Here is a 26,404-nt window from a genome sequence, read left to right as displayed (position 1 = left end):
TGGTTCTTTTGCAGCAAACGATCATTTCGAAAATCCGTTTTCTCGGCAAGACCATCGGCTATGTAGGATGGTCGCTTTTCTGGCTGTTGATCTGGGACGTGATTGTCACCGTCGACTTCATGCTCTACCTGGAGCGCAAGATCACCTTGCCGTCCATGCCGTTGACCCTGCTGGGCTCGGCGCTGGTGGTGCTGACCAGCTTCCGCAATTCAAGTGCCTATAACCGCTGGTGGGAAGCCCGGACGCTATGGGGCGCGCTGGTCAACAGTTCACGCAGTTTCGCTCGGCAAGTGCTGACGCTGGTCGAGGATGACGACGGGATCAACCCGGTCAAGGCCACACTGTTGCGTCGCCATGTCGCGTATGTGAAGTGCCTGTCTGCGCACCTGAAGGGCGCCAAGTGTGGTGATGAGGTTCAGATGCTGATTCCTCGCGAGGAATTTGAACGTCGTAACGACACCAATAACTTCCCTAACGACCTGCTCAATACGTCGGCTGCGCTATTGGCCAAGGAGTATCAGGCCGGGCGGCTGGACAGCATTCGTCTGGCGCGTCTGGAGTCGACCATGGTGGATATCTCCAATTGCCAGGGTGGCATGGAGCGTATTGCCAATACACCGTTGCCTTATCCGTACGTGGCCTTTCCGCGCCTGTTCATCACGCTGTTCTGCCTGATCGTACCGATTGGCCTGGTGGAGACCCTTGGCTGGTTCACGCCTCTGGCGTCGACAGTGGTGGGTTTCATGCTGTTGGCGATCGAGAAGATCGGTACTGACCTGCAGAGCCCGTTCCGTGCCAGTGAACATGAGATTCAGATGACGGCGTTGTGCGAAAACATCGAGCGCAATCTGGATTCGATGCTCAGGGGCGCGCAGGAGGAATGCAAGGCTTCATGAAGGGGTGAGGCGTCGCGCGATTGCGTGACGCCTCGGGTAAAGCAGAGGCAGCCGCTTAACGCAGCTCGCCGCACAGGTCCAGTTCGACCAGGCGCCGTACTTCCTCGGTCGTCAGGTCTGCGCCCAGCAGCGCATGCAGTTTGCCCAGCGCTGCTTCACGGGTCATGCCACCACCGGAGAGCACGCCTGCACCGCGCAGACGGCTGCCCGCTTCGTAGACATCCAGCTCGACACCGCCCTCATGGCACTGGGTAATCGCGACCACACAGATACCCAGCGCTCGTGCGTTCTCCAGACTGGCCAGAAATTGCGGATCGTCACTCGGGCCGGTGCCGCTGCCGAAGCATTCGAGCACCAGACCGCGGATACCACTGTTGATCAGACCGTCCAGCTGGGCAGCACCGACACCGGGAAACAGCGGCAATACCGCCACCTCTGCCAGTGTCTTGGTCTGGCGATAGTTCAGTGCGTCAGGGAGCGAAACCACCGCATGGCCGCCACGCGAGCGTTGCAGCGGTGCGAACGGCTGACGACCGAAGCTGCGAATTTTCGCGCAGCGTACGGGTGTCATCAGTTGCCCGTGAAAATACAGCTGCACGCCTGACACCAGACCCGAACCCAGCGCCAGCAGGGCGCCGTTGACGTTTTCCCAGGCATCGCTGTCCTGCACGCCGGCAGGCAGCATCGACCCGGTGAACAGCACCGGCGCACTGAACCCCAACAACTGGAAACACATCGCCGCTGCGCTGTACGCCAGGGTGTCGGTGCCATGCAGGACCAGCACCGCATCGCAGCCTTCGACTTCCACCGCCTCGATCACGGCCTCACGCAGGCGCAACCAGTAGGAAGGGGTCATGTTGGCGCTGTCGATCAGCGGCGACATCTCGCGAAAGCGCCACTGCGGCACTACCAGTTCCGGATGCTCGGCCAGTTGCCCGGCCATTCGCGCCTCGAAACCGGAGGCCGGTGCCAGGCCGTTGGCGCTGGCCTGCATGCCGATGGTGCCGCCGGTGTAAAGAACCATCACGCGTTGTGCGGGTTGTTGTGCGTCATGCGGCATGGCTCTTCTCCGGCGTAGTGTCGCGGTGATTATCGTGCTTCGGGTACAGACTTGGCTGCCGCTTCGGCATCCTGTGTCGACTGACGGGTCGGATTGGCCGGCCATGCATTGCGGTCCAGGTCCAGATCAGGGAACTGGCTGGAATCGAACACCGGCGTCTTGACCCCGGCCCGACGTTGCGCATCGTAGTCATTCAAAATGCGCTTGACGACTTTGAACAGCATTGCGAGGGCGATCAGGTTGACGAACGCCAGCATGGTCATGGTGATGTCGGCGAACGCCAGGACATCCTTCAGGTCGACGACTGCACCCCACATGATCAGTACCAGCACCGCGATGCGGTAGATGATGATGGTCTGGATCTTCTCGCCAAACAGGAACCGCAGGCTGTTTTCGCCCAGGTAGTAGTTGTAGAGAATCGAGGTGAAGACGAACAGTGCCAGCGCTACGCTGATGAAGACTCTGCCCCAGTCACCGACCACGGCTGCCAGCGAGTTCTGTGCCAGAACGATACCGTTGCCGTCGTAGCCGATATCGTAGATACCGGACAGAAGAATCAGCAAGGCGGTGCAGGTGCAGATTACGAAGGTATCGAGGAACACGCTGAATGCCTGAACCACGCCCTGTGCCACCGGGTGCTCGACCTGTGCCACGGCAGCCACGTTGGGCGCACTACCCAGACCGGCTTCGTTGGCGAAGACGCCACGCTTGACGCCCATCACGATCGCGCTGCCGATCAGGCCGCCGAATACCGGATCAAGGCCGAAGGCGCTTTTGACGATGGTCATCAGCATGCCGGGAACGTGGTCGATCTGCAGGGCGATGACGTAGATGGTGACCGCGATATAGATCAGGGTCTTGACCGGAACCAGCAGGTCGGAAATAGCCGCGATACGCTTGATGCCGCCGACGAAGGCCAGGCCCAGCAGCACGACCAGGCAGATGCCGGTGGTGCGGGTGTCGACGTTGAACGCGCTTTTCAGCGAGTCGGTCACCGCGTGCGATTGCAGGCCGTTGAAGGCAAAACCGAAGGTCACCAGCAGCAATACCGCCATGACCATGCCCAGCCAGCGCTTGCCCAGGCCGTACTGAATATAGAACGCCGGACCGCCACGGAACTGGCCTTCGGAATCCTTGCGTTTGTACAGCTGAGCGAGTGAGCACTCGATGAAGCTGCTGGCCATGCCGACCAGTGCGGTCACCCACATCCAGAACACGGCACCCGGACCGCCGAGCGTGACGGCAATGCCGACGCCTGCAATGTTACCGGCACCGACGCGGCCCGCAAGGCTGAGCATCAGGGCCTGAAACGAACTCAACTGGCCGGCGCTGCTGCGCAGACTGTCGCGAAAAACCGAGAACATGTGGAAAAAGTGTCGAAACTGAACGAAACGCGAGCGGATCGTGAAGTAACTACCCAGGCCTACGATAAGTACGATCAGTACCTTACCGGAGAGAAAGTCGTTAATCATTTCCAGCATTTTTGTTATTCCTCGCTACTTTTGAGGGGGCGCACTATACCGGTGCAAAGTTTTTACGTCTGTAGTCGCTTTCTTGTACGGCTGATTCTTCATTCGCGACGATGAATGAATACTTCCACGGGTTGCTCCGCAAAAGTGGGGTGCCGAAGGCTCTGGGTCCAGTGTCGGAGCCCTTTGCTGCAGGCAAAAAAAAGGGTCTGGAGAATCACTCCCAGACCCTCAAAAAATTGAGGGGTGTCTAGGCCCTCAATCTGGTGAGCAGGTTGCGCAGGTCATTCCGGTCAGGCCTTCAAGGGGGCCAGACGCGGAGCGATCATGTTTTCCGGGCGCAGGATGTCGTCGAGCATGGCGTCGTCGAGCAGACCTTCCTCACGCACCAGTTCCAACACGCCGCGGCCGGTTTCCAGCGCGATGCGGGCGATACGGGTGGAGTTCTCGTAACCGATGTAAGGGTTCAGTGCGGTGACCAGACCGATCGAATGCTCGACCAGCTCGCGGCAGCGCTGTTCGTTGGCTGTGATGCCGACGATGCAGTGCTCGCGCAGCATGTCCATGGCGCGCTGCAGCAGGCGGATCGAGTCGAAGATCTTGTAGGCGATCAGCGGCTCCATCACGTTGAGCTGCAATTGTCCGCCTTCGGCAGCCATGGTCAGCGAAAGGTCGTTGCCGATGATTTCGAAAGCAACCTGATTGACCGCTTCCGGGATCACCGGGTTGACCTTGCCGGGCATGATCGAGCTGCCTGGCTGGCGTGCCGGCAGGTTGATCTCGTTGATGCCGGTGCGTGGGCCGCTGGACAGCAGGCGCAGGTCGTTGCAGATTTTCGACAGCTTGACCGCAGTACGCTTGAGCATGCCCGAGAACAGCACGAAGGCGCCCATGTCGGAGGTCGCTTCGATCAGGTCGGCTGCAGGCACCAGAGGCTGGCCGCTGATGAGCGCCAGACGATCGACCGCCAGCTTCTGATAGCCGGGGTCGGCGTTGATGCCGGTGCCGATGGCGGTTCCGCCCAGGTTCACTTCGGTCAACAGCTCCGGCGCCAGGCTGCGCAGGCGGTTGAGGTCTTCTGTCAGGGTGGTGGCGAAGGCGCGGAATTCCTGACCCAGGGTCATTGGAACGGCGTCCTGCAACTGGGTGCGGCCCATCTTCAGCACATGGTTGAATTCTTCGCCCTTGGCGGCGAAGGCCTGAATCAGGCTGGAAAGGCTGGCGAGCAGAGCGTCGTGACCCAGCAGCAGACCCAAGCGGATCGCGGTGGGGTAGGCGTCGTTGGTCGATTGCGCCATGTTGACATCGTTGTTGGGGTGCAGGTGTTTGTACTCGCCTTTCTCGAAACCCATGGTTTCCAGAGCGATGTTGGCGATGACTTCGTTGGCATTCATGTTGGTAGACGTGCCAGCGCCGCCCTGGATCATGTCGACCACGAACTGATCGTGGAAGTCGCCGCGAATCAGGCGGGCGCAGGCCTCGCTGATCGCCGCATGCTTGGCGTCATTGAGGTGTCCGAGCTGATGGTTTGCATCCGCTGCCGCCTGCTTGACCATGGCCAGCGCGACTACCAGTTTCGGGTAGTGCGAAAGCGGCACGCCGGAGAGGTGAAAGTTGTTCACCGCTCGCAGGGTCTGGATGCCGTAATACGCGTTGGCAGGTACTTCGAGAACACCAAGCAGGTCTTTTTCGATGCGCGATGATGCAGACGAGGACATGATAAAAAAAGTCTCAAAAGGCACGGACAATGCCGGAACGCCACGAATAGTGGGCTTGCCGCCCTCGATTGACCAATGCTGTTAAACGCTGGCCTATGCAAGAACGGCATAATCAGGGCGTGACCTGGATTCCGTTCAGTGCGTAAAGGGGGCAAAATGTCGCACCGGTGCCTTTCTTCGATCGCTGCTGCTGCGCCGCCCGGGCATGTATCCGCACTGCTTCGACGGGCGTCCTATCGGGACGCTGCAAATCGGTGCCATTGGGCATGCGCAATGGCCTGTCGAAGCCGTCATCCATTGTCCGGGAGGACCTGATGAATCTGGAAAGCAAATGGCTGGAGGATTTCAGCGCCCTGGCGGCCACTCGCAGCTTTTCTCAGGCCGCCGAGCGTCGCTTCGTGACCCAGCCGGCATTCAGCCGGCGTATTCGCAGTCTGGAGTCGGCACTGGGGCTGACGCTGGTCAATCGCTCGCGGACACCCATCGAGCTGACCGCTGCCGGACAATTGTTTCTGGTCACGGCCCGGACGGTGGTCGAGCAGTTGGGCGAAGTCGTGCGCCATCTGCATCATCTGGAAGGCGGGCAGGGCGAGGTCATGCAGGTGGCTGCGGCGCACTCCCTGGCGCTGGGCTTCTTTCCGCGCTGGATCGCCCAGTTGCGCAACGAAGGGCTGAACATTGCGACCCGGCTGGTGGCGACCAACGTCGGTGACGCGGTGCATGCGTTGCGTGAAGGTGGCTGTGATCTGATGCTGGCGTTCTACGATCCCGATGCCGCGCTGCAGATGGACGCCGAAATCTTTCCCTCGCTGCATTTGGGGCATACCGAGATGTTGCCGGTCTGTGCCGCCGATGCCGAGGGGCGGCCGTTATTCGATATGGAAGGCGAGGGCAGTGTGCCGCTGCTTGCCTATAGCGCCGGGGCCTTTCTGGGGCGTTCGGTGAACCTGTTGCTGCGCCAACGTAATCTGCGCTTCACCACAGTCTACGAGACGGCCATGGCCGACAGCCTGAAAAGCATGGCGCTTGAAGGGTTGGGGATTGCCTGGGTGCCACAACTGAGTGTGCGCGCCGAACTGGCGCGCGGTGAACTGGTGGTGTGTGGCGGACCGCAGTGGCATGTGCCACTGGAGATCCGCCTGTACCGCTGCGCACTGGTACGCAAGGCCAACGTGCGCCTGTTGTGGCGCAAGCTTGAAAGCCCTGCGGCAGCGGGCTGAGCATAAGATGGCCGGGCATGATGATTCATGCCCGGCCGATCATTCACTCAACGCCGGGTATGTTGTCGACGTAGTCGCGAATCAGTTGCTTGTTGGCGTCGCTGAAGTAATAGCAGGGGATAATCGTTGAATGGGATTTTTCCCACATCGTTGTCTGGCATGGAAAACCGGTTGCCGCCTCATGCTCAGCACCAAACAGGTGGCCGACTTCGTGTGGCAGCGTGTTGTAAGCTTTAAGGGACGCCATTGCGACGTGATAGTTGGTTGCTGTAACGCCGTGTACCGAACCGTTGATTTTATTGGACGTCACCAGCACATATTTATGCCGCTCCGATGGTGCCGGCAGGTTTTTTGCGTTTGCATACTGGATGCTCTCTTTTGACAACCGGTATAGCAGCTTGTCCAGGTCGTCCCCGCGATAGGCGAAGTCGGTCAGGCCGGGTTCGTCCTTGATAAAGGTGACGGTTGTCCTGCGCCCAGTGATTTCTTCCAGTTGGGCAAGCAGGGGATTCAGGTACTTTTCCGCCAGTTCGGCGCGCTCATAGCTTGTGAGTTGGTCGTGCATGATCAGGAATAACCCCAGGTTCGGGCCACCTGCGCTGGCAAACGGCAGATAAGAAAAGGCCGCCAGTAACAGCCAGATTTTAAGTGTGTTTTTCATTGATACGTTCTCGTCCTTGAGATATGGATGGATAGGGCGACTTCAATGTCGCAGCGCCAGTTAAGCAAATACTGATAAGCCGTAATAGCCGACGATTGCGATAAAGGCAGTAGGGCAGGCGCTGGTTTGATGTAAGAGGCATCGACGAACGGAGCCCGCTATCCGGCGCTCTTCAAACCCGCCCGCGCTGCTGACACCCGCGTCCTGCGCGTCGCGCTGACAGAAGGTGATTGCGGGTGCTTTAAAAAGGCAACTTTGCGGTATACTGCGCGGCCTTTGGCCGGTTAAGCCGGTCATTATTCGTACAACAAGCCACGCCGGTTCCCCCGCGTGGCTTGTTGTTTTCAGACGCGCCTGCGGGCGCCCGATGAGAGGCACGACGATGAGCGCACTGGTTGGCGTGATCATGGGCTCCAAGTCCGATTGGTCCACCCTTAGCCACACCGCCGATATGCTGGAAAAGCTCGGCATCCCTTTTGAGGTCAAGGTGGTGTCAGCTCACCGCACACCGGATCTGCTGTTCCAGTACGCCGACGAAGCGGAAGGCCGTGGCATTGAAGTGATCATCGCCGGTGCCGGCGGTGCCGCTCACTTGCCGGGCATGTGCGCTGCCAAGACCCACCTGCCTGTGCTGGGCGTTCCGGTGCAGTCTTCAATGCTCTCGGGTGTCGATTCGCTGTTGTCGATCGTGCAGATGCCGGCCGGTATTCCGGTCGCGACCCTGGCCATCGGCAAGGCGGGTGCAATCAACGCAGCGCTGCTTTCAGCAAGCATCCTCGGCGCAAAGCACCCGCAATTCCACGCAGCGCTGAAGAAATTTCGCACTGAACAGACAGACAGCGTCCTGGACAATCCAGACCCACGCCACGCCTGAGGTTTTTCCATGAAGATCGGTGTAATCGGTGGCGGCCAGCTGGGCCGCATGTTGGCATTGGCAGGTACGCCGCTGGGCATGAACTTCGCCTTTCTCGATCCCGCGCCGGATGCCTGTGCTGCGGCACTTGGCGAGCATCTGCGTGCCGATTACGGCGATCTGGATCATCTGCGTCAGTTGGCGGATGAAGTCGATCTGGTGACCTTCGAGTTTGAAAGCGTTCCGGCCGAGACCGTGGCGTTTCTGTCACAGTTCGTACCGGTCTATCCTAGCGCCGAAGCGTTGCGCATTGCGCGTGATCGCTGGTTCGAAAAAAGCATGTTCAAGGACCTCGGTATCCCGACGCCGGCATTCGCCGATATCCAGTCGCAGGCCGACCTGGATGCCGCAGTAGCCAGCATCGGTCTGCCTGCCGTGCTCAAGACCCGCACCCTGGGTTATGACGGCAAGGGCCAGAAGGTCCTGCGTTCAGCGGCCGATGTGGTCGACACATTCGCCGAGCTGGGCAGCGTGCCGTGCCTGCTGGAGGGCTTCGTGCCGTTCAGCGGTGAAGTGTCGTTGATTGCCGTGCGTGCGCGTGATGGCGAGACCCGGTTCTACCCGCTGGTGCACAACACGCATGACAGCGGCATCCTGCGCCTGTCCGTCGCCAGCACTGATCATCCTTTGCAGGCACTGGCCGAAGACTACGCCGGCCGCGTCCTGAAGCAGCTGGATTACGTGGGCGTGCTGGCATTCGAATTCTTTGAGGTCGACGGTGGCCTGAAGGCCAACGAGATTGCGCCGCGCGTGCACAACTCCGGTCACTGGACCACCGAAGGCGCAGAGTGCAGCCAGTTCGAAAACCACCTGCGGGCGGTTGCCGGTCTGCCGCTGGGCTCCACAGCCAAGGTCGGCGAAAGCGCCATGCTCAACTTCATTGGCGAAGTGCCGGCAGTGGACAAGGTCGTCGCCGTCGAAGACTGCCACCTGCATCATTACGGCAAGGCGTTCAAGGCTGGCCGCAAGGTCGGACACGCCACGGTCCGCAGCGTAGACCGCGCAACGCTGGATCGTCAGGTGAAGCTGGTAGAGGCGCTGATCAAGGGCTGATCAGGCCCACGGCTAGCGTGCTGATGTTCCGCGTTGGCACGCAGTTTCAGGACACTCCGCGTCCTTTTGCGACGCGGAGCGTCGAGAACTGCATTCCCACGCAGAGCGTGCGGAACGAGCGTTTCTAACTGTCGTGCCTATGTTTCGCGTTGAAGCACTGTTCGAGACGCCTGGCCTCGGTTCAGGTAGGTTCAGCCCCGTCATTCATGAAGAATTCTCCACCCCGAAGCAAACTGGCCACTTCGCCGGAACCATTCCCTGCCGCTGTTCTCAGATAGCAGTAGGTCGGGGCTGCTATTAGCCCGGGCATATTCACTTAATACAGAGGGAAATGGCATGGGTATCATTGGAACCATCTTTATCGGCCTGATCGTTGGTCTGTTGGCTCGCTTTCTGAAGCCGGGCGACGACAGCATGGGCTGGATCATGACCATCGTGCTGGGTATCGCCGGTTCGCTCGCAGCCACTTACGGTGGTCAGGCGCTGGGTATCTATCAGGCAGGCGAGGGTGCAGGTTTCCTCGGCGCGCTGGTAGGTGCAATCATCCTGCTGGTTATCTACGGCATGATCAAAAAGAAATAACGCTTATGCGTCAGCCCTCTGTTTTACAGTGCGCAGAGGGCTAGAATGCTCGGCAACTGTCCACCCCTTTGCCGAGCTTTATCATGCGTCGCTTCCTGTTGATGACTCTTCTGCTGTTATTCGCGCTCTGCGGTCCCGCATACGCCCAGTTGCCGGAAACCGACTGGCTTGAGCTGATGCCCAAGTCCGATCAAAAAGCCCTCGAAGCCATGCCCGAGATTGACCACAATTCTCCGGAAGCCATGGGCACGTTCGACAGCAAGGGTGGGCTGAAGCAGAGCAAGGGTCTGCCTGCAGTCATGTATTCGACCAAAACCGTCCCGGCAATGAACGGCAAGACGATTCGTCTCGGCGGCTACCCTGTGCCTCTCGAAACCGACGCCAAGGGCCGCAGCACGCTGTTCTTCATCGTGCCTTACCCAGGCGCCTGCATCCACGTGCCGCCACCGCCGCCCAACCAGCTGGTGCTGGTGCGTTACCCCAAGGGGCTGAAACTGGATGACATCTACACACCGCTGTGGGTAGAAGGCACCCTGAAAATCGAGAAGGTCAGTAATGACCTGGCCGATGCAGCGTACGCGATGGATGCCTCAAAGGTCCGCGTGGTGGTTGAGTCGGACCTTTGATAGGTTTGATCAATAACTGATCAGAGCGCCTCGCTCCAGATGCTCACACCCAGAACATGCATCTGGTCCGGTGCCAGCGTGACCACGTCGTCCAGCACGTTGGCGGTTTCGACGCAGACCATGCGCTGCCAGCCGTCTGCTGCCATGTCGGTGAACTTGCCGGTCTTTTCGATCCACGGGTTCCACAGAATGGCTGAGTTAGAGCCCGTGCTGCGGATGTGGATGCGTCGCTGCCACTCCGGGTCGACAATGCTGAGCACGCCTGGCGTGTCCTTGTAGATGCGGTCGGTTTCGCCTGTGAAGGTCAGGTCGCCGGCTTGCTCGCGTTCTTCCCAGTTTGCCAGGGTTTCGATATAGCGCAGGCCGTCGAGCCCTTCGACGCTGACCTGACGTACATCGCTGACGGCGAAATAGGTGTGCAGCGCCTGGCTGATCACCACAGGTTCAGTGCCGCAGTTGTAGCTGACCAGACTGACATTCAGTGCATGGTCCAGACGAATGCTCAGTTTCAGGGCGACGTTGTGCGGCCAGCCCGGCAAGTGGCCTTCGGCCTCGGGAAGCACGAACTCCACCAGCAGTGCATCGCCATCTGCGCCAATACCCAGCAACTGCCAGTCCAGCGCTCGCACTTCGCCATGCGCCTTGGCAGGCTCGCTGCTGTCGCGCATCGCCTGCACGCTTTGCGGGTTGCGCTCCAGATTGCCGAACCACGGCCAGCAGATCGGCATGCCTGCACGAATGGGTTTGCCGCGTTTGAAAACGGCCTCTTCGTTCAGCCACACCAGCGGCGGCTGCCCGGCTACTTGATAGCTGAGGATGTGTGCGCCTTGTTGCGCAACCAGCAGCTCAGCTTCGCCGTGGCAAATACGCCAGCAGTTCAGCTCATCGTAAAGGATGGATTCAACGGTGGGTTCAACCGGGGATGTTGGCATGCAAAGTTCTCACTCAATGACCGTGACGAAAATAGACCGCTTCACGCAAGACGAGTTTAACCGGCAGCCAATCCGTGACCGAGCGACAAATTACCGTCGCGCGGGAACCGAGCGCGTCCGGCCGCTGGCATCTATGGCGACGAACACGAACGCAGCCTCCGTGACCTTGCGCCATTCGCTGGTGAGCGGGTCGTCGCTCCACACTTCGACCATCATTTTGATCGAGGTGCGTCCGACTTCCAGGGTGCGGGTATAGAAGGAAAGCTGTTCGCCGACCGCGACCGGGACCAGAAACGCCATGCGATCGATGGCGACGGTCGCCACACGGCCACCCGCGACCTTGCTGGCCATCGCTGTGCCTGCCAGGTCCATCTGGGACACCAGCCAGCCGCCAAAGATGTCGCCAAAGCCATTGGTTTCGCGGGGAAGGGCGGTGATTTGCAGTGCAAGGTCGCCTTGCGGGGTTGGATCTTCTTGTTCGAGCTCGATCATGCCTAGGGTGCCTCTGACCCATGACTCTCATTATTGTATGTCGCGGTTAACAGGTGCCATTCAAAACCATGAGCATGAACATTATGTGTTCAGCGCCGGTGTGGCCCAAAGGGAAACTCTGCGAAACCCGCTGATTCAGACGTTTTCGCACAACTTCCCAAGGCTGTTGACGACTTGCGAGTATATCGGGCGTTGCGTCATAGAACGACCGTGGGTCTTCATTTTGTGTCAGTGGCAGTTCTGCCATGTGTTTTTTGTAGCAATTTGCTATCTTGCTGGACCTCTACAGGTGACAAGACTGCCTGTACACGCAATTTTGGTGCCTATCTGCGCCTTTGCTCCCGACAATCGCTTCTGCACGGCACCCCGCAGCAGCCAGCGTTGCTGTCGCTCGCCCCTTTTCAAAGAACAAGCAAAGAGAAGCCTTGTCATGTCATCTGTTCCTCCAAGTTCCACGCAGCCTGCGCGGCCTCTGACTCGCAGCGATTACAAAACCCTTTCGCTGTCGGCCCTGGGTGGTGCGCTGGAGTTCTACGACTTCATCATTTTCGTGTTTTTCGCGGCGGTGGTCGGCAAACTGTTTTTCCCGGTGGACATGCCCGACTGGCTGCGCATGATGCAGACGTTCGGCATTTTCGCCGCCGGTTATCTGGCGAGGCCTCTGGGCGGCATTATCATGGCGCACTTCGGCGATCTGCTGGGGCGCAAGAAAATGTTCACGCTGAGCATTTTCATGATGGCGGTGCCGACGCTGATCATGGGTCTGCTGCCGACCTACGCGCAGATCGGCATGTGGGCGCCGATTCTGCTGCTGTTGATGCGCGTTATTCAAGGGGCCGCCATTGGCGGTGAAGTGCCGGGCGCCTGGGTGTTCGTGTCCGAGCATGTGCCTGCACGTCGTGTCGGGTATGCCTGCGGCACCCTGACCGCCGGCCTGACAGCGGGCATCCTGCTGGGCTCGCTGGTAGCTACGGCGATCAATAGCATCTATACCCCGGTCGAGGTATCGGATTACGCATGGCGTATCCCTTTCCTGCTGGGTGGCGTGTTCGGCCTGATGTCGGTGTATCTGCGCCGCCTGCTGCATGAAACGCCGGTGTTTGCCGAGCTGCAACTGCGCAAGGCACTGGCCGAGGAGGTGCCGCTCAAGGCGGTACTGCGCGATCATCGTGGCGCCGTCGCGCTGTCGATGCTGATGACCTGGTTGCTGTCTGCCGGCATCATCGTCGTGATCCTGATGACGCCGACCATTCTGCAAACCATTTATGGCTTTCCGGCTGCTACGGCGCTGAAAGCCAACAGCCTGGCCATTGTCTTCCTGAGCGTGGGCTGTATCGCTGCGGGCGCACTGGCGGATCGTTTCGGCGCAGGCTGGGTGTTCCTGCTGGGCAGCGCAGGTTTGCTGATCAGTTCCTGGACGTTCTATCACATCCTCGGCAGCCATCCGGATGTGCTGTTCCCGCTGTATGCGGTGACGGGCCTGTTCGTCGGTACGATCGGCGCGGTTCCTTACGTCATGGTCAAGGCATTCCCGCCTGTGGTGCGCTTCTCGGGGCTGTCGTTCTCCTACAACCTGGCGTACGCGATCTTCGGTGGTCTGACGCCGATGGTCGTGACCTTCATGCTCAAGAGCAGTCCGATGGGGCCTGCGTGGTACGTCGCGATCCTCTGCGGCCTTGGCATGGCCATCGGTGTGTTTCTGCTGAGCCGAAAGCGCTGATCATCGTCCGCTGTTGAATCGCTCGGGCACCGCTACAGCCAAAGGCTATCTACCTGCGCAGGTCGATAGCCTTTTCATCTTATTGTCATAATCAATTCATAGAGTAGTCATAAGACTGGCCGAAAAAGGCTCGTGGACACCTACATACCCTGCCAGGAGCGCAAGGATGACACTCAAGCGTTTGATGACTGCACTGACCTTGGTTGCCGCCGGAGTGACGGCAGCCAATACGCTGGCTGCGGTCGACCCTGCCATCAAGGCCTATACCAAGACCTCCGGTGTGTCGGGCAATCTCTCCAGTGTCGGCTCCGATACCCTGGCAAATCTGATGACCCTGTGGGCCGAGGCCTACAAGAAAGAATACCCGAGCGTGAACATCCAGATTCAAGCGGCCGGCTCCTCCACGGCGCCACCCGCGTTGACCGAGGGCACGGCAAATCTGGGCCCGATGAGCCGCAAGATGAAAGACGGCGAGCTGTCGGCTTTCGAGCAGAAGCATGGCTACAAGCCGACCGCCATCCCGGTCGCGGTGGATGCCCTGGCGGTTTTCGTGCACAAGGACAACCCGATCAAGGGCCTGACCCTGCAGCAAGTGGACGCGATCTTTTCCGCGACCCGCCTGTGCGGCGCCAGGGCAGATGCGAAAACCTGGGGTGATGTCGGCGTGACCGGCGATCTGGCAGGCAAACCGATCCAGTTGTTCGGTCGTAACTCGGTGTCGGGCACTTACGGTTACTTCAAGGAAGAAGCCCTGTGCAAAGGCGACTTCAAGGCCAACGTCAACGAGCAGCCCGGCTCCGCTTCGGTGGTCAGCGCGATCAGCAATTCGCTTAACGGCATCGGTTACTCGGGCATCGGTTACAAGACATCAAACGTCAGGACGGTCCCGCTGGCGAAGAAGGAAGGGGGCGAGTTTGTCGAAGACAGCGAAGCCAATACCCTGAACGGCAGTTATCCACTGTCGCGCTTCCTTTATGTGTACGTGAACAAGGCGCCGAACCAGCCCTTGGCGCCGCTGGAGGCCGAATTTGTGAAGCTGGTGCTGTCGAGACAGGGCCAGGAAGTGGTGATAAAGGACGGTTACATCCCGCTGCCCGCCCGGGTCGTGGAGAAGACGCTGGCCGATCTTGGCCTGCAGGGCGCAAGCGGCGTGGCGGTAAAGTAGTCACGTACGCGTTGCGAGTGAGGCTCAATGGACTGGCCTGCACACAAATTGAACAGTCCGCCGCCGGTTTCGCAGGCGGCGGGCTTTCTTGCGTCACCTTGCTGTAATGTTTCTGTCATACAACGCGTCTACGGTGTGTGCGCATGAATGAGCTGTTCAAATCGACGATGGACCTGAGCTCGCCTCCAGCGCGTATTGATTTCAATACGCCAGCGATGGTGCGAAAGCGTCGTGTCCGTGCGTTGAAGGACCGGCTCACTCACTGGTACGTCGCCATCGGCGGCCTTGCCGTGCTGGCGGCCATCACGCTGATCTTCTTCTACCTTGCCTATGTGGTTGCGCCGCTTTTCAAAGGCGCCAGCCTGACCGCCGAGCCAGCACTGAATGCTGCCTGGCTGCAGGACGCTGGTGCGCCGCTGATGATCACCATCGAAGAGCAGAACCAGATCGGCATGCGCATTTCCGACAAGGGCGAAGTGGTCTTCTTCAACATCGAGGACGGCGCAGAGCTGCAGCGCATTGCCTTGCCGCTCCCCGCGGGCGTGTCCGTCGCGTCCATCGGCAAGGATCAGCCCGGCGCGCCATTGATAGCCCTGGGTTTGTCCAACGGCCAGGTGCTGGTGTTCAGGCACTCGTACCTGACGACCTACCCGAACGATCAGAAAACCATCACCCCAAGCGTGGCCTGGCCCTACGGCGAAACACCTTTGGTACTGGATGAGGCCGGGCGTGCGGTCGAGCATGTCACCGTCAGCTCGGATGGCGACAGCCTCAAGCTGGCAGGGTCGACCGGCACTCAGTTGCATGTCATCTCGCTTGAACAGAAAGAAAACATGATGACCGGCGAGATGACCCGCGAGCAGACGCGTGTCGAGTTGCCGCAGATGTCCGCGGCGGTCAAGGCGATCTACATCGACCCGCGCCAGCAATGGTTGTATGTCATCAACGGGCGCGCGCAGGCGGATGTGTTCAGCCTGCGCGATCGCAGCCTCAATGGCCGCTATAAATTGCTGGAAGACGGCAACGCCGAGATCACGGCGAGCGCTCAACTGGTCGGCGGCATTTCGCTGATCATCGGCAACTCCAAGGGCAGTATGTCCCAGTGGTTCATGGCCCGGGACACTGACGGCGAGCAGCGCCTGATGCGCATCCGCGATTTCAGCCTGGGCAGCGCACCTATCATGCAGATCAAGGCCGAGCAGCGCCGCAAGGGCTTCATCGCTCTGGATGCTTCCGGCAAGCTGGGCGTATTTCACAGCACCGCGCACCGCACCCTGCTGATCGACAAGGTCGCCGAGGGGCCCGGTATTCTGGCGTTATCGCCACGCGCCAACCGGATTCTGATTGAAAGTGCTGGCAAGCTGCTGCCGCTGACGCTGGACAACCCGCACCCGGAAGTCTCCTGGAGTTCGCTGTGGGGCAAGGTCTGGTACGAGAATTACGATGAGCCCAAGTACATCTGGCAGTCCACGGCGTCCAACTCCGACTTCGAACCTAAGCTGAGCCTGGCGCCGTTGACCTACGGCACGCTGAAAGCGGCGTTCTACGCCATGCTGCTGGCCGCGCCGCTGGCCGTGGCTGCCGCCATCTATACCGCCTACTTCATGGCCCCGGGCATGCGCCGCAAGGTCAAGCCGGTAATCGAATTGATGGAAGCGATGCCGACGGTGATTCTCGGCTTTTTTGCCGGATTGTTTCTGGCCCCGTATCTGGAAGGGCATCTGCCCGGCATCTTCAGCCTGTTGCTGCTCACGCCGATCGGCATTTTGCTGGCGGGCTTTTTCTGGACCCGCCTGCCTGATTCGCTTCGCTTGCGTATTCCCGATGGTTGGGAAGGCGCGATTCTGATTCCGGTCGTGCTGTTGGTGGGCTGGTTCTCGCTGAGCATGAGCCCGCACCTGGAGAGCTGGTTCTTCGCCGGGGACATGAGCACCTGGATTCGCGACCACCTGGGCATCACCTACGATCAGCGCAATGCGCTGGTGGTCGGCATCGCCATGGGGTTCGCGGTGATCCCCAACATTTATTCGATTGCCGAAGACGCCGTGTTCAGCGTGCCGCGCAGCCTGACGCTGGGTTCGCTGGCACTGGGCGCGACGCCGTGGCAGACCCTGACGCGGGTGGTGATCCTGACCGCCAGCCCGGGCATCTTTTCCGCTTTGATGATCGGCATGGGCCGGGCCGTGGGGGAAACCATGATTGTGCTGATGGCGACCGGCAATACGCCGATCATGGACATGAACCTGTTTGAAGGCATGCGCACGCTGGCGGCCAACGTCGCGGTGGAGATGCCGGAGTCGGAAGTGGGCGGCAGCCATTATCGGGTGCTGTTTCTGGCGGCGTTGGTGCTGTTGATGTTCACCTTCGTGATGAACACCCTCGCAGAGTTGATTCGTCAGCGTCTGCGCAAGCAATACTCGTCGCTGTAAGGAAGGTAGGCGTTGGTGAAGCGGAACTCCCTCAGGAACTGGTTCAAAAGTGGCGCCCCCGGCGTCTGGATGAGTGCGGGTGCCGTATCCATCGCTGTGATCATGACCATCGGCCTGTTGGCGGTGATCGCCGTGCGTGGCCTTGGGCATTTCTGGCCCGCCGATCTGGTGAGCGCGCAGTATGCAGTCCCCAATCAGGAGTCGAGCGTTCTGGTCGGTGAGCGGGTCGAGCAGGAGCAAGTGCCTCGTGCGCGCCTGAAAAGCGCGGGCCTGCCGGTGCCTGATCAAGGGCCGGAGTTCATGACCCGCGAGCTGTTCAAGGTCGGCAATCGCGATATCAACCCCAGTGACTTCAACTGGGTGGTAGGCGAATGGCTGACCGGGCAGAGCCGGCCTGCAGACCTGATGACGCTGGAGCGTCGCGAGTGGGGCAATTTCTACGGCTACCTGGTCAACGTCAAGGAAGGCGGGCGGGTCGTGGCCGAAGGCGACGCGGCCTGGCCGGCCCTGCAAGAGCGCATCGAGCGCGTCGAAAAGCTGGCTGACGAACTCTACACCCTGGAAAAGAAAGACATTGGTGCCATTAATCACGGAATCGAGCGCCTGCGTCTGCAGGCCCGCAAGCTGGAACTCGATGGCCGACTGGATGCCGCCGCGCAAGCGGACATGGCTGCCGAGCGGGCCGAGCTGGATGCGCGTTACAAGGTCATCGAGGCGCGTCTTGACGGACTGCATCAGGCCTTTGACCGCGACAGCCTGACCGCGCGTGATGGCAACGGCAAAGAGATCGAACTCAGCCTGGGCAAAGTGGTGCGTGCCTATCAGCCCAATTCGATGGGCACGGTGACCAAGCTTGGCTTCTACTTCGAGAAGCTGTGGGAGTTTCTCAGCGCCGACCCACGCGAAGCCAATACCGAAGGCGGTATTTTCCCGGCGATCTTCGGCACGGTGATGATGACCCTGATCATGGCCGTGATCGTCACGCCGTTCGGTGTGCTGGCGGCGGTCTACCTGCGTGAGTACGCGCGCCAGGGTCCGGTTACCCGGCTGATTCGCATCGCGGTGAACAACCTCGCCGGTGTGCCTGCGATTGTCTACGGCGTGTTCGGTCTGGGGTTCTTCGTCTATGTGCTGGGCGGCTCGGTGGACCGGCTGTTCTTTCCTGAAGCGCTGCCGGCTCCGACGTTCGGTACGCCGGGCCTGTTATGGGCTTCGCTGACGCTGGCACTGCTCGCCGTGCCGGTGGTGATTGTGGCGACGGAAGAAGGCCTGGCGCGCATTCCGCTGACCCTGCGTGAAGGTTCGCTGGCACTGGGTGCAACCAAGGCCGAGACGCTGTGGAAAATCGTACTGCCGATGGCCAGCCCGGCGATGATGACCGGGCTGATCCTCGCGGTGGCGCGTGCGGCCGGGGAAGTTGCGCCTTTGATGCTGGTGGGCGTCGTCAAGCTGGCGCCGTCGCTGCCGCTGGACGGCAACTATCCTTATCTGCACCTCGATCAGAAGATCATGCATCTGGGTTTCCACATTTACGACGTCGGCTTCCAGAGCCCCAACGTCGAGGCCGCACGCCCGCTGGTGTATGCCACCGCGCTGCTGCTGGTACTGGTCATCGCCTTGCTCAATCTGTCGGCGGTGAGCATCCGTAACCATTTGCGGGAAAAGTACAAGGCGCTCGACAATTGATCCCGAATTCGCCCTTTGGCAAACGCGGCCGTTCGCTGGCGCGAACCGTTCGCACAGGAGCAATCCATGCAGCATGAAAGCCCGACGAGTGGCATGAACATGTCGGCCCTGAGGCGTCACAAGCAACGCCTGGATCTGGCCGACGAAAGCGTGGCCATCGAAGTGCCGGGCCTGAATCTGTTCTATGGCGACAAACAGGCGCTGTTCGACATTGCCCTGAATATCCCGAAGCAGAAGGTGACCTCGTTCATCGGTCCGTCCGGGTGTGGCAAATCGACGTTGTTGCGCTGCTTCAACCGCATGAACGACCTGGTCGATGGTTGCCGGGTCGAGGGCGCGATCAACCTGTACGGGCACAACATCTACACCAAGGGCGAGGAAGTCGCCGAGTTGCGTCGCCGCGTCGGCATGGTGTTTCAGAAGCCCAATCCGTTCCCCAAGACAATTTATGAAAACGTGGTCTACGGGCTGCGCATTCAGGGGATCAACAAGAAGCGCGTGCTCGATGAAGCTGTCGAGTGGGCGCTGAAAGCCGCTGCGCTCTGGGATGAAGTCAAGGATCGACTGCATGAGTCGGCATTGGGTTTATCCGGGGGGCAGCAGCAGCGTCTGGTCATTGCCCGAACGATCGCCGTGGAGCCGGAAGTCCTGCTGCTCGACGAACCCTGTTCGGCACTCGATCCGATTTCGACCCTTAAAGTCGAAGAACTGATCTACGAACTGAAATCGAAATACACCATTGTGATCGTTACCCACAACATGCAGCAGGCGGCTCGGGTGTCGGATTACACCGCGTTTATGTACATGGGCAAACTTGTCGAGTTCGGTGATACGGATACCTTGTTCACCAATCCGGCAAAAAAACAGACAGAAGACTACATCACCGGTCGTTACGGGTAGTACGTGCTTCGTCAGCCCTGAACCACCGCTGCGTTTTCGCAATTAACCGGACGTTCCAAGGACACCCAGCATGATCCACAAAGACAGCCATACGCATCACATTTCCCAACAGTTCAACGCTGAACTCGAAGACGTTCGCAGCCATTTGCTCGAAATGGGTGGCCTGGTCGAGAAGCAGGTGAACGATTCGGTCACGGCGCTGATCGAGGCCGACTCCGGTCTTGCCCAGCGTGTTCGCGAGGTCGACGACCGGATCAATCAGATGGAGCGCAGCATCGACGAAGAATGCCTGCGCATTCTGGCGCGTCGCCAGCCTGCAGCGTCCGACCTGCGCCTGATCATCAGCATTTCCAAGTCGGTGATCGACCTGGAGCGCATTGGTGATGAAGCGACCAAGATCGCGCGCCGTGCCATCAAGCTCTGCGAAGAGGGCGAGGCACCGCGCGGCTACGTCGAAGTGCGTCATATCGGCGATCAGGTGCGCAACATGGTGCGCGATGCGCTGGACTCGTTCGCCCGTTTCGACGCCGAACTAGCCCTGTCGGTTGCGCAGTACGACAAGACCATCGACCGCGAGTACAAGACGGCCCTGCGCGAGCTGGCGACCTACATGATGGAAGATCCACGCTCGATCTCCCGGGTACTGGACGTCATCTGGGTGCTGCGCTCTCTGGAGCGAATCGGCGACCATGCACGCAACATTTCCGAGCTGGTGATCTATCTGGTGCGCGGGACCGACGTGCGGCACATGGGCCTCAAGCGCATGAAGGAAGAAGTGCAGGGTATATCGAGCGAAACCGCTAATGTTCCGGGCAACGCTGACGATAAGTAAGATTGCCTGCGAGAAAAACGCCCAGCACGCGCTGGGCGTTTTTCGTTGCGCAGATCAGTATTTCCCGTCGCCTGCGGATTAAATGTCGCGGCGCAGTCAATCAATATGGCAGTTGGCTACCAGTCAACGCTATGCTTGCCGAAACAAAGGGCGTGTTGGCATACCGCAGTTCGCCTCCAGGTGAACACGCCCGCAGGAGCGTCGATGAGTAAGGTCAGTGTATTGGTGGTGGATGACGCGACTTTCATTCGCGACTTGGTCAAGAAAGGGCTGCGCAATTATTTCCCCGGGATTCATACCGAGGACGCGGTCAATGGTCGCAAGGCTCAGACGTTGCTGGGCAAAGAGGCGTTCGACCTGATTCTGTGCGACTGGGAAATGCCAGAAATGTCCGGCCTGGAGCTGTTGACATGGTGCCGTGAGCAGGACAATTACCTGAGAACCGTTCCGTTCATCATGGTGACCAGCCGTGGCGACAAGGAAAACGTCGTGCAGGCCATTCAGGCCGGTGTGACCGATTTTGTCGGCAAGCCGTTCACCAATGAACAGCTGCTGACCAAGGTCAAGAAAGCGCTGGCAAAAGTCGGCAAGCTCGACGCCGTCATGTCCACAGCTCCGGCGCGCATGAACTCGCCGCTCAATGACTCCCTGAGTGCATTGACCGGTGGCAAGGCCGAAGTGGTTCGTGCCGGGCCTGTTGCAGCCGCTGCCGCAGCCCCCAGGCCTGCTCCTGCACCCGTCAGATCGGCAGAGCCGACCGGTCGCGGCCAGGGCCAGTTGCGCCTGCCCAACGGCACTCAGTCGTGTGTGATCAAGGCCCTCACCCTGAAAGACGCCACACTGGTGATTCGCGTCAGCGAAAACCTGCCCCAGGTACTCGACAGCGCGGTGCTGGACCTTGAGCAGGGCGAGGACAACGAGGTTGCGCGCCTGAACGGCTACCTGCACTCCGTCGCCGCGTTCGAGCAGAAGCCCGACAGCGAATGGCTGCAAGTGACCTTCCGCTTTGTCGATCACGACGCGCAGAAGCTCGATTACCTGTCGCGTCTGATCGCTCGTGGTACGGCGCAGAAGCACTTCATCCCGGGTGCCTGACCTCCACCTGCCGCTGATCTGAATGGCATGCCGACGCTGCGTTGGCGTGCAGCTTACAGTCAGCGACGTTGTTTCCTGCCTGTTCGATACAGATGTGCTTCTTTCGCAGTGGCGCAGGGTTCTATTTAGTTTTTCCAGTCGCATGAAAATGCAAATACCTACTGGAAAAACCCCCAATGACGCTCAACCCGCTGCAATCAACCCCAGGCACTGCAACTGCCCACCCCGCATCTGTCGTGACCAGGCGCTCTGCCTTGCGTCTGTTCTGCGAAGCCCTTGTCGGGCTGACACCGGATGCCGAATACCGCGATAACGCACTGCTCAGTTCGCTCGATGAGCGACTGGCCAAGCCCGACATACAGGCCTCGGTAGCGCTCAGACTCGCGGCGATACCCGCCAATGAATGGCCCGACAGTGACCTGCAGGTCGATCCTTCGACGGCAATGTCGTTGGCTACCCGTGGCGAGTATCTGCGCCGGCTCGCGGCCCATGTGGTCAATCCCGTTAACGCACGCTGGCTGGACGCCGCTATCCGCGACGCCACCCTGGTACCGGGCATGCGCACGCTTTCTCTGGCGATCAGCCTCAGGTCCGAGCATTCAGGATTATCATTCGAGTCGCTGATAGCGCTTGCTGCGCTTTTGCTGATGCCGGCGTTGCATTCAAGCAGCGAGCCGGACAAGTCGCTGCCCAGCGCTCATAGCCTTGATGTGGATGTCCCGGCGCTTGAGGTCTGGAGCACGGTGCGGCATCTCGATTACCTGTTTCAACAATCAGGTATCGAGCTGCTGTGCGAGCTTGATGCCACGGAAAGCTATCTGCGGTTCAGCCCCCACGACACCTGGTCTGCCTTGAGCCAGACCGCCCAGTTCAAATCGCTCTTCGCACCGCTGCTGGGTTACATGGACTGGTACGGAGGGCGGCCTGGAGAACAGGCGTCGCCGCGCATCACGCAGGCGCTCGCCGGGCGAGTGATCGCTGATCGGGTTGCGGCGACTGTGCAGCTCGATGGCGAGCCGCTGGACGTTGCCCTGCGCCGCGGCTGGGTGTGTGAATACAGCCATGTCCAGCTTTACGACAGGGTTCGTCAGTTGATTCGTGCGCACTATCCGCAGGCGCGTTCCAGCACCCTCGACATGCTGTGTTACCTGTTTTTACGCGAGGTGATGCCTGAGCTTCTGGTGGCGAGTGTCCCCGATCATCTTCAATACGGGCGCTCGTTGCAAAGTGTGGCGCTGATTCACAGCGTTGCGCTGGTCGAGGCGCTGACGCCAGGTCAGTCGCAAATCGCACCTTATGATGAGCTGGTCAGGGTCAGTGCGGGTCTGGCTCAGTCGAGCGATGCCGGGATTCATGCCTTGTGGGCGCGCACGCTGGTGGTCCCGGCCTTGCGCTACGCCACTGCGCAGGGCGTTATTCAAGGGGCTGGCACTGACGATGTACATCAGGCAACCGCCGGGCAGATCAGTCAGGCGCTGGCTTTTCTAAATACTCAGCAGTCGTTGCATGCGGAGGAGTTGAACAGCCTGCTGGGAATAAAGCCTGCGGACCGAAAGAAGCTGGCGCACCAGATGCTGGAGAAAGCAGGCGTCGATCAGCGGCTGTGGGATCAGAGCATCAAGATCGATCACTGGCCAATATTGCAGGCGCACGGGTTTACGGTGGCAGCATCCTACTCCCTGGATCGTTTGATAGCCGCTGGCAAGCCGCAAGCGACGGTGGTCGAGCTGCTGATGATGGGCGAGGTGTATATCGAGGGGCAGCCGACGATTCCCGACGCCTACGCCAGTGCTTTTGATCGGTTTCAGCAATCGCTGGTCAGTGCACAAGCCAGCATCATCAGGCGACTGTTGTCCGAAATGCAGGCGCAGCATCGAAATACCCTGTCGAACTCGACCTGCGAGGTCAGTCGGGTGCGATTCGGCGCACAAGAGGGCACGCAGGGGCTCTTCATTCGATGCCAGCAAGGCGACCACCGCAGCGACTTTCACGGTCACTCGGTGAACGAGCGTTTTTTCGAGCTGATACCGGCAGCCGGTGTAGCCGGTGAGGTGCATCAAGCCTTCACCTATGAGGTCGAGGGTGTCACGTGGTCGGGCACTATTCCGATTACCGAAGCGCTCAGCCGCAAACAGGCTCACCAGCGGCGTATCGAAAAAGCCAGCGTTACGCCCTTATGGCCAATGGACAGCGACGCTTACCTCAACGGCACCGTTTCACGCTCCGCGATCGCTTATCACCGACCGCAGCCAGGAACGCTGGTGCCCTCCGGCGACTTGATCTTCCAGGCCGATGCCGATCAGCAAAGCGCTTTGGAACATCTGGCGAACAAGGCCGCAGCACATTTGCTTGACCGGTTTCTCGAGCAAAGCAAGGCGCTGCATCTACATGAGACGGAATGGGAAAAAATCTGGGCCAGGGAGCGCGAGTTCGCTGACATGGCTGCGCGGCTGATCATTCCTTTTTATGGCTGCATCAAGGACCTGGCCAGCGGTGATCGGTCTGGCAGCGTGATCCTCGACTGCGTGACGGATCTGGCTTTCGCGCTGATTCCGCTTGGACAGTTCGCCGGCTCGACGGCTCGAATCATCCTGCGGGCTAGCGAAATGAGTGTCGAGTCAGTCGCCAGACTCACCGGCAAGGCGGTCAGCACATTGATCGGCGGCCTGGCAGAGCAGAGTGCCGTGTTCGCCGTGCGAGACCTGGGGCGGTGTGGATTGAAACTGGGCGTGCGTGGCTGGTCTGCACTGCTGGAGGAGGTGCCGTCGCTGCGCACCGTGTTTTCATCTCAGTCACTGCTCGATACCGTCTTCGGTCTGGACAAAGGCATGTATCGACTCGCCGACAGCGTGGCCACGCCACGGCCGGTGAACGTGGAGTCTGTGGACAGGGTCGTGATGGTCGATGGCAGACGCGATGTGGCTGTACGCGATGTCGGTACTGCGCAACAGCCGGACTTCAGGCTTTGCGATCCGCGATCCGACGCAGTATTCGGGAAAAGACTGACGCCCCTGTCGCAGAACAATCTCACGGAGTTTTCAGTTTTTTCAGCGCAGGAGCATATAGGCCCCGAGCATTACCCGGCCATCGCGCCGGTTATCCCGGTCGGTGAGGGGGCCTGTGAGATACGAATCGTCGAAGGCTGTAAGGTGCAGGCCATCGAGAGGGAGGAGGGGGTATTCGATATCCTCGTGGATCAGCGGATCTACCACCTCGACACCCACGCGCCCGATGCGGCGCTGCGCACGTTGGCGGTCGAGAGGCTTTCTCGACGTTCCGCTTCGTTGCAGGAAACCGAAGCGGTCTGTCGGGTTCGACGTAACCTGATACAGGCTCCCTGCAGCCACGGTGTGAAGCTGATAACGCCTGCGCCAGAGCCGATAAGCGAAGGCTCTACGTCCCCCACACGCACTGGCAAATATCCGAGTAATGCGATGGACGCCCGCGAATTCGGCCTGGCCCGACTGTCGCTGGGTGCCGACTCCACGATTCCGGACATCGATGTCTTCGTCAACGAAGGCAAGTTCTGCAAATGGGCTGATACCGCTGAACCCTCCGCCTCCACCTCGACGCAAGCACCTGCGGGAAAAGGGGTCGTAGCGCTTTCCGACGCCGAGCGAGCGCTCTTTGCGTTGCCCGAGACGCCAGTTTACTTGTCAGAGTTTTCTGGTGCGCTGACGGAGAAAGGGCTTTTGGGGCTGCCGGAAAACTTCCCGTTGCAAGACGCCTTCTGGATATATGTGCATATACCTGTCATCGAGCTCGGGCCTATCGCATCGGGCATCGCAGATGCCCGAACCCTGCGTGGTATCCGGCTGGATACGGAGAGCGTGCCCTGGATTTATATCGAGCCGGATACGGGCGTTTTCTACAAGGCTGCCATCACCGGGAGTGGGCTCGAGTTGAAGTTTTCCCGTGTGACCGATGTGGCGCAGATCAACGAGTACATCAGAGTTTCCGAACAGTATCGACTGGTTCGTGAGCTTCCCGATGCCGAGCAGGACCAGGAAAATATTGCACGTCTGCTGTTTGACCTGCTGGACGATTCCACGCGCGACGAATGGCTTGTGTCCTGGGCAGAACCCGTCAAGAACTACGACGACTATGTGCAGTGGTGCATGGCTAATCAGAAGCCGAATGATCTCCTGCGATTTGCCGCGAATATCATGTCTGGCGAGGATATTCAGAAGAAATTCGTTGAGCTGGCCAGGAACAGCATTCCAGATTTCAAAAAAATCACCCAGCGAAGCCTGCCGGAACAGCAGCATATTGTCGAAGTGCTCAATCACCTGCTGCCGACACAGGGTTCTCCGATCAAATGGGAGAGGTTGAACCTGGAAACTATCGTGATGCCCAATGCACCCAAACGAATAATGAAGCAGGTCAGGGGCGCCAATCTGTCTTTCCTGCAGGCTTACACCGAGTCGGGCGAGCGGATCGTCTACTACGCGCTTTCCGGAGGCAAAAAAGCCCGGGACCTGAAGCTGCAGCCGGATGTCGCCGAGCAAACCGAGCGGGTCATCGACGGGGTGATCTACCGTGATGCAAGGGCCCGCATGGCCGGGCGTCAGCCTGATCCGGGTTTTACCAGTTTGCCGGTCATCAGGGACGTCGATCATCTGGTGGTCAGGAAATTCGGGCGTCACCTCGATTCTGAAAGGCTGATTGCGACGATCTTCAAGGAAGATATGGCGTCTACCAGACTGACGCATATCAAGGTGTTCACCGTGATGGAAACCTGCCGCTCTTGTGGCGGATTCGTTTTGCCCCGCTTGAAACTCGACTTTCCCGAGGCGCACTTTTCCGTGACGTACCTCAAGCCTTATCAGGCCTCCTGACCGAGTCAGCCTCGCGCGGTGTCATACGACACCGCGTACCGGGCCTCTGGCGTGCCTTCCTTGACGCTTCATTGATGTCCGATTGATACCCTTGCATCCTCTTCTGCCTGCAAGGCT

20 protein-coding genes are annotated in these 26,404 nt (G+C 59.7%); 14 read left to right on the top strand and 6 right to left on the bottom strand.

The window, feature by feature from the left end; translation table 11 throughout:
• Positions 1–8: 8 nt before the first annotated feature.
• The gene (locus GE543_RS08400) at positions 9–896 is read left to right on the top strand and encodes a bestrophin family protein (RefSeq protein WP_153221199.1); all 888 of its coding nucleotides are present in this window, start codon (positions 9–11) and stop codon (positions 894–896) included.
• Between the two features lie 55 nt (positions 897–951).
• Here the strand turns inward: GE543_RS08400 and GE543_RS08395 are convergent, their stop codons facing one another.
• The 3 genes from GE543_RS08395 to aspA form a co-directional block, all read right to left on the bottom strand.
• The gene (locus tag GE543_RS08395) at positions 952–1,956 is read right to left on the bottom strand and encodes an asparaginase (protein ID WP_153221198.1); all 1,005 of its coding nucleotides are present in this window, start codon (positions 1,954–1,956) and stop codon (positions 952–954) included.
• A gap of 29 nt (positions 1,957–1,985) precedes the next feature.
• Positions 1,986–3,437: a sodium:alanine symporter family protein gene (locus tag GE543_RS08390; protein ID WP_046237614.1), complete on the bottom strand. Its 1,452-nt coding sequence runs from the start codon at positions 3,435–3,437 to the stop codon at positions 1,986–1,988.
• A 281-nt stretch (positions 3,438–3,718) separates the two neighbouring features.
• Positions 3,719–5,143, bottom strand: coding sequence for an aspartate ammonia-lyase (aspA, locus tag GE543_RS08385; RefSeq protein WP_046237615.1), 1,425 nt, complete (start codon positions 5,141–5,143; stop codon positions 3,719–3,721).
• Between the two features lie 314 nt (positions 5,144–5,457).
• Between aspA and GE543_RS08380 the strand changes: the two genes are divergently transcribed.
• Positions 5,458–6,363: a LysR substrate-binding domain-containing protein gene (locus GE543_RS08380; RefSeq protein ID WP_046237616.1), complete on the top strand. Its 906-nt coding sequence runs from the start codon at positions 5,458–5,460 to the stop codon at positions 6,361–6,363.
• Between the two features lie 43 nt (positions 6,364–6,406).
• Here GE543_RS08380 and GE543_RS08375 read toward each other — a convergent pair whose 3' ends face one another.
• A complete protein-coding gene (locus tag GE543_RS08375) occupies positions 6,407–7,024 on the bottom strand; it encodes a reprolysin-like metallopeptidase (RefSeq protein WP_103696187.1) in 618 nt (205 codons plus the stop codon).
• A gap of 382 nt (positions 7,025–7,406) precedes the next feature.
• On the opposite strand from GE543_RS08375, the gene purE reads away from it, so the two are divergent.
• The 4 genes from purE (at position 7,407) to GE543_RS08355 (ending at position 10,198) form a co-directional block, all read left to right on the top strand.
• Positions 7,407–7,898 (top strand): 5-(carboxyamino)imidazole ribonucleotide mutase, encoded by a 492-nt coding sequence (purE, locus tag GE543_RS08370; RefSeq protein WP_003340324.1) that lies wholly within the window; start codon positions 7,407–7,409, stop codon positions 7,896–7,898.
• Between the two features lie 9 nt (positions 7,899–7,907).
• Positions 7,908–8,990, top strand: coding sequence for a 5-(carboxyamino)imidazole ribonucleotide synthase (locus tag GE543_RS08365; protein ID WP_153221197.1), 1,083 nt, complete (start codon positions 7,908–7,910; stop codon positions 8,988–8,990).
• A 336-nt stretch (positions 8,991–9,326) separates the two neighbouring features.
• Positions 9,327–9,572, top strand: a complete 246-nt coding sequence (locus GE543_RS08360) for a GlsB/YeaQ/YmgE family stress response membrane protein (RefSeq protein ID WP_002555896.1) — start codon at positions 9,327–9,329, stop codon at positions 9,570–9,572.
• Positions 9,573–9,655: 83 nt separating this feature from the next.
• A complete protein-coding gene (locus GE543_RS08355) occupies positions 9,656–10,198 on the top strand; it encodes a DUF3299 domain-containing protein (RefSeq protein ID WP_153221196.1) in 543 nt (180 codons plus the stop codon).
• Between the two features lie 20 nt (positions 10,199–10,218).
• Here GE543_RS08355 and GE543_RS08350 read toward each other — a convergent pair whose 3' ends face one another.
• Together GE543_RS08350 and GE543_RS08345 are read right to left on the bottom strand one after the other, a co-directional pair.
• Complete coding sequence (locus GE543_RS08350; protein ID WP_153221195.1) at positions 10,219–11,130, bottom strand: D-hexose-6-phosphate mutarotase; 912 nt, start codon at positions 11,128–11,130, stop codon at positions 10,219–10,221.
• A gap of 90 nt (positions 11,131–11,220) precedes the next feature.
• The gene (locus GE543_RS08345; RefSeq protein WP_003316086.1) at positions 11,221–11,622 is read right to left on the bottom strand and encodes an acyl-CoA thioesterase; all 402 of its coding nucleotides are present in this window, start codon (positions 11,620–11,622) and stop codon (positions 11,221–11,223) included.
• 430 nt (positions 11,623–12,052) lie between these two features.
• Here GE543_RS08345 and GE543_RS08340 point away from each other — a divergent pair, with 430 nt between their 5' ends.
• The 8 genes from GE543_RS08340 to GE543_RS08305 all read left to right on the top strand — a co-directional run bounded on the left by GE543_RS08340 (position 12,053) and on the right by GE543_RS08305 (position 26,287).
• Positions 12,053–13,342, top strand: coding sequence for an MFS transporter (locus GE543_RS08340; protein ID WP_024663069.1), 1,290 nt, complete (start codon positions 12,053–12,055; stop codon positions 13,340–13,342).
• A 166-nt stretch (positions 13,343–13,508) separates the two neighbouring features.
• Positions 13,509–14,507, top strand: a complete 999-nt coding sequence (locus GE543_RS08335; protein ID WP_153221194.1) for a phosphate ABC transporter substrate-binding protein PstS — start codon at positions 13,509–13,511, stop codon at positions 14,505–14,507.
• A 143-nt stretch (positions 14,508–14,650) separates the two neighbouring features.
• Positions 14,651–16,936 (top strand): ABC transporter permease subunit, encoded by a 2,286-nt coding sequence (locus GE543_RS08330; protein WP_178118566.1) that lies wholly within the window; start codon positions 14,651–14,653, stop codon positions 16,934–16,936.
• A 69-nt stretch (positions 16,937–17,005) separates the two neighbouring features.
• Complete coding sequence (gene pstA / locus GE543_RS08325) at positions 17,006–18,622, top strand: phosphate ABC transporter permease PstA (RefSeq protein ID WP_178118576.1); 1,617 nt, start codon at positions 17,006–17,008, stop codon at positions 18,620–18,622.
• A gap of 66 nt (positions 18,623–18,688) precedes the next feature.
• Positions 18,689–19,522 (top strand): phosphate ABC transporter ATP-binding protein PstB, encoded by an 834-nt coding sequence (pstB, locus tag GE543_RS08320; RefSeq protein WP_003401255.1) that lies wholly within the window; start codon positions 18,689–18,691, stop codon positions 19,520–19,522.
• A 70-nt stretch (positions 19,523–19,592) separates the two neighbouring features.
• Positions 19,593–20,354 (top strand): phosphate signaling complex protein PhoU, encoded by a 762-nt coding sequence (gene phoU / locus GE543_RS08315; protein WP_003340338.1) that lies wholly within the window; start codon positions 19,593–19,595, stop codon positions 20,352–20,354.
• A gap of 204 nt (positions 20,355–20,558) precedes the next feature.
• Positions 20,559–21,449: a response regulator gene (locus tag GE543_RS08310; RefSeq protein ID WP_046237624.1), complete on the top strand. Its 891-nt coding sequence runs from the start codon at positions 20,559–20,561 to the stop codon at positions 21,447–21,449.
• A 176-nt stretch (positions 21,450–21,625) separates the two neighbouring features.
• Positions 21,626–26,287: a deaminase domain-containing protein gene (locus tag GE543_RS08305; RefSeq protein WP_153221192.1), complete on the top strand. Its 4,662-nt coding sequence runs from the start codon at positions 21,626–21,628 to the stop codon at positions 26,285–26,287.
• Positions 26,288–26,404: the final 117 nt, after the last annotated feature.

The organism is Pseudomonas sp. SZ57, assembly GCF_009495975.1.
GTDB classification, from domain to species: Bacteria; Pseudomonadota; Gammaproteobacteria; order Pseudomonadales; family Pseudomonadaceae; genus Aquipseudomonas; species Aquipseudomonas syringae.
Note: the sequence above shows the minus strand (reverse complement) of the source record. Positions and strands in the feature narration are given on the sequence as shown.

What these genes read in the sequence shown, in the direction of transcription:
- aspA (WP_046237615.1), bottom strand. Translation starts at nt 5,143, where the DNA reads ATGTCCTCGTCTGCATCATCGCGCATCGAAAAAGACCTGCTTGGTGTT.
- GE543_RS08380 (WP_046237616.1), top strand. Translation starts at nt 5,458, where the DNA reads ATGAATCTGGAAAGCAAATGGCTGGAGGATTTCAGCGCCCTGGCGGCC.
- GE543_RS08355 (WP_153221196.1), top strand. Translation starts at nt 9,656, where the DNA reads ATGCGTCGCTTCCTGTTGATGACTCTTCTGCTGTTATTCGCGCTCTGC.
- GE543_RS08330 (WP_178118566.1), top strand. Translation starts at nt 14,651, where the DNA reads ATGAATGAGCTGTTCAAATCGACGATGGACCTGAGCTCGCCTCCAGCG.
- GE543_RS08375 (WP_103696187.1), bottom strand. Translation starts at nt 7,024, where the DNA reads ATGAAAAACACACTTAAAATCTGGCTGTTACTGGCGGCCTTTTCTTAT.
- phoU (WP_003340338.1), top strand. Translation starts at nt 19,593, where the DNA reads ATGATCCACAAAGACAGCCATACGCATCACATTTCCCAACAGTTCAAC.
- purE (WP_003340324.1), top strand. Translation starts at nt 7,407, where the DNA reads ATGAGCGCACTGGTTGGCGTGATCATGGGCTCCAAGTCCGATTGGTCC.
- pstA (WP_178118576.1), top strand. Translation starts at nt 17,006, where the DNA reads ATGAGTGCGGGTGCCGTATCCATCGCTGTGATCATGACCATCGGCCTG.
- GE543_RS08395 (WP_153221198.1), bottom strand. Translation starts at nt 1,956, where the DNA reads ATGCCGCATGACGCACAACAACCCGCACAACGCGTGATGGTTCTTTAC.
- GE543_RS08365 (WP_153221197.1), top strand. Translation starts at nt 7,908, where the DNA reads ATGAAGATCGGTGTAATCGGTGGCGGCCAGCTGGGCCGCATGTTGGCA.
- GE543_RS08310 (WP_046237624.1), top strand. Translation starts at nt 20,559, where the DNA reads ATGAGTAAGGTCAGTGTATTGGTGGTGGATGACGCGACTTTCATTCGC.
- GE543_RS08340 (WP_024663069.1), top strand. Translation starts at nt 12,053, where the DNA reads ATGTCATCTGTTCCTCCAAGTTCCACGCAGCCTGCGCGGCCTCTGACT.
- GE543_RS08335 (WP_153221194.1), top strand. Translation starts at nt 13,509, where the DNA reads ATGACACTCAAGCGTTTGATGACTGCACTGACCTTGGTTGCCGCCGGA.
- pstB (WP_003401255.1), top strand. Translation starts at nt 18,689, where the DNA reads ATGCAGCATGAAAGCCCGACGAGTGGCATGAACATGTCGGCCCTGAGG.
- GE543_RS08390 (WP_046237614.1), bottom strand. Translation starts at nt 3,437, where the DNA reads ATGCTGGAAATGATTAACGACTTTCTCTCCGGTAAGGTACTGATCGTA.
- GE543_RS08360 (WP_002555896.1), top strand. Translation starts at nt 9,327, where the DNA reads ATGGGTATCATTGGAACCATCTTTATCGGCCTGATCGTTGGTCTGTTG.
- GE543_RS08350 (WP_153221195.1), bottom strand. Translation starts at nt 11,130, where the DNA reads ATGCCAACATCCCCGGTTGAACCCACCGTTGAATCCATCCTTTACGAT.
- GE543_RS08345 (WP_003316086.1), bottom strand. Translation starts at nt 11,622, where the DNA reads ATGATCGAGCTCGAACAAGAAGATCCAACCCCGCAAGGCGACCTTGCA.
- GE543_RS08305 (WP_153221192.1), top strand. Translation starts at nt 21,626, where the DNA reads ATGACGCTCAACCCGCTGCAATCAACCCCAGGCACTGCAACTGCCCAC.